The organism is Marinimicrobium sp. UBA4509, assembly GCF_002388575.1.
In the GTDB taxonomy this organism is placed as follows: domain Bacteria; phylum Pseudomonadota; class Gammaproteobacteria; order Pseudomonadales; family Cellvibrionaceae; genus Marinimicrobium; species Marinimicrobium koreense.
The window spans coordinates 130,191-131,401 of record NZ_DGMV01000060.1 but is presented as its reverse complement, the minus strand read 5'-3'; the positions used below and the strand labels follow the sequence as shown (position 1 = coordinate 131,401).

1 protein-coding gene is annotated in these 1,211 nt (G+C 56.1%); it reads left to right on the top strand.

The window, feature by feature from the left end:
- Positions 1-49: 49 nt before the first annotated feature.
- On the top strand, positions 50-1,211 hold a 1,162-nt coding region (locus B3520_RS11910; RefSeq protein WP_286876126.1), incomplete at its 3' end, for an MFS transporter.

Sequence of the window (1,211 nt, the reverse complement as noted above, 5' to 3'; positions counted from 1 at the left end):
GCCCGCCGTTTTTGTATCTGACATCACCTGACAATAAGAGCCCAAGCGAATGAAAACCCAGAAACTGACGGTATTGGAGAAAGTGGGTTTTGGCAGCGGTGATACCGCGGTCAACCTGGTGATCTCCTCCATGTTCCTCATCGTGGCCTATTTCTATACCGATATCTTCGGATTGAAGCCGTCGCATATGGGGATTCTGTTCCTGGTGGCTCGACTGGTGGATGCCTTTACCGACCCATTGATGGGCATGATCACCGACAAGGTGGACACCCGTTGGGGGCGCTACCGTCCGTACTTTTTATTCCTGTCTGTGCCCTTCGGTCTGTCCATCTTCCTGATGTTCACCACGCCGGACTGGAGTTACAACGCCAAGCTGGTGTGGGCTTACGCCACTTACATTCTGGTGACGGTGATGTTCACCTCCGTGACTATTCCCTATATCTCCCTGATTGGCGTATTGACGGCGGACCCGAAAGAGCGCCTGTCGGCGAACGGCTATCGTCTGTTTCTGGCCAAAGTGGCCGCGTTTCTGGTCACCATTATTGTGCCGATCATGGCGGAAGCCTGGGGCGATGGTGACCTGGCGGTGGGTTACCAAGCCTCCATGGGGCTGATGGGGATTCTCGGTACGCTGTTGTTCCTGTTCTGTTTCTTTACCACCACCGAGCGGGTGAAGCACGAGGTGCAGGACAAGACTTTCGGCGAGCAGCTCAAGATTCTGCTGAAAAACGACCAGTGGTTGGTGCTGTGTGCGGTGTGCTTTACCGGCACTCTGGGCTATGTGATCCGCAGCTCCGTGGCCGCCTATTACGCCAAGTATTACCTGGGAGCCGATGCCAAAATGCTCTCCGCCTTCATGACCACCGGGGTCACTGGGGCGCTGTTGGCCATGATCGCCTCCACCTGGATTACCAAACGCTACTGCAAAATCCAGCTCTTTCGCTGGACCCAGTTGGCCGTTGGGGTATTGAGCGTAATCATGTTCTTCGCGGTTCAGCCCGGAGATATCTGGCTGGCGTTTATTCTCTACTTCCTGATTTCCTTCGTGGTCGACCTGCACGCGCCGGTGTTCTGGAGCGCGATTGCCGAGTCCGTGGACTACGGTCAGGCGAAAACCGGCAAGCGTGTATCGGGCCTGGCGTTCGGTGGCATCAGCTTTTTCCAGAAGGCCGGCATGGGCGCCGCCGGTTTTATTGTCGGCCTGCTGCTGA